This is a genomic window from Cohnella baijiui (genome assembly GCF_020731285.1).
GTDB lineage: Bacteria > Bacillota > Bacilli > Paenibacillales > Paenibacillaceae > Cohnella.
Map to the genome: position 1 here is coordinate 1 of NZ_JAJFOW010000092.1, position 934 is coordinate 934.

Here is a 934-nt window from a genome sequence, read left to right on the forward strand (position 1 = left end):
CGGACGAAATGCAGTCCTCTTCGGGTAAGCTCCCTGTCCAAGTCGTCCAGCAGGATGTTTGCCAGCAATGGGCTGAGCGGCCCTCCTTGCGGCGTTCCTTCTTCCGTTCGCTGGCATACCCCGTTTGCCATGACCCCAGCGTTCAGGTAGGCGCGGATTAGCTTTAAGACACGCTTGTCCGTTACCTTCCTGGCTACGCGAGCCATGAGCATGTCGTGGTTTACCCGGTCAAAGAACTTCTCCAGGTCCATGTCCACCGCCCAGCGTAGTCCGCTTTGGATGTGGGCTTGTGCCTGCCTCACTGCATCGTGCGCGCGCTTGCCCGGCCGAAAGCCGTAGCTGTTCGGAGAAAATTCCGCGTCAAAGATCGGATTCATCACTTGCAGAAGCGCTTGCTGAAGCAGCCGGTCCATCACGGTCGGGATGCCTAGCAGCCGTACGCCGCCTCCGGGTTTGGGGATTTCCACCCGTCTGACGGGCGCAGGTCTGTAGGTTCCCGCGAGAAGTTCGGTCTTCACCGTTTCCCAGTGTGCTTTCAGGTAAGCTTGTAGCTCAGCTACCGTTACGCCGTCCACGCCGGGCGCTCCTCCGTTTTGGACCACACGCTTGTATGCGTCCCTTAGGTTCGCACTACCGAGCATCCGCTCCAACAGGTCGTTACTTGCTTCGCGAGAGGAAGGGGCGACTTGTGCCGACGAAGAACTCGGCGCTCCGGCATACCCTTCCGGCTTCACCGTATTTCTTTGCCGCGAGCTCCCTTGCGGGATATTCTGCTGTCGTTGCTCTTCGTTCGAACGCATCGGCTTCCTCTCTCCTTTCGGTTCGGCCCTTCCGCTTTCCGGCGTCCCATACTTGCGTACTATGGCCTCTGCTGACTCCTGCGGGTTCAGCGCAACCTCCCGGTTGCGGTTACGAAGTAACTTCGCATTTTTTT

At 58.8% G+C, this 934-nt stretch carries 1 protein-coding gene; it reads right to left on the reverse strand.

The window, feature by feature from the left end:
• On the reverse strand, nucleotides 1-800 hold an 800-nt coding region (gene ltrA, locus LKX83_RS31765), incomplete at its 3' end, for a group II intron reverse transcriptase/maturase (RefSeq protein ID WP_227887248.1).
• Nucleotides 801-934 lie beyond the last annotated feature (134 nt).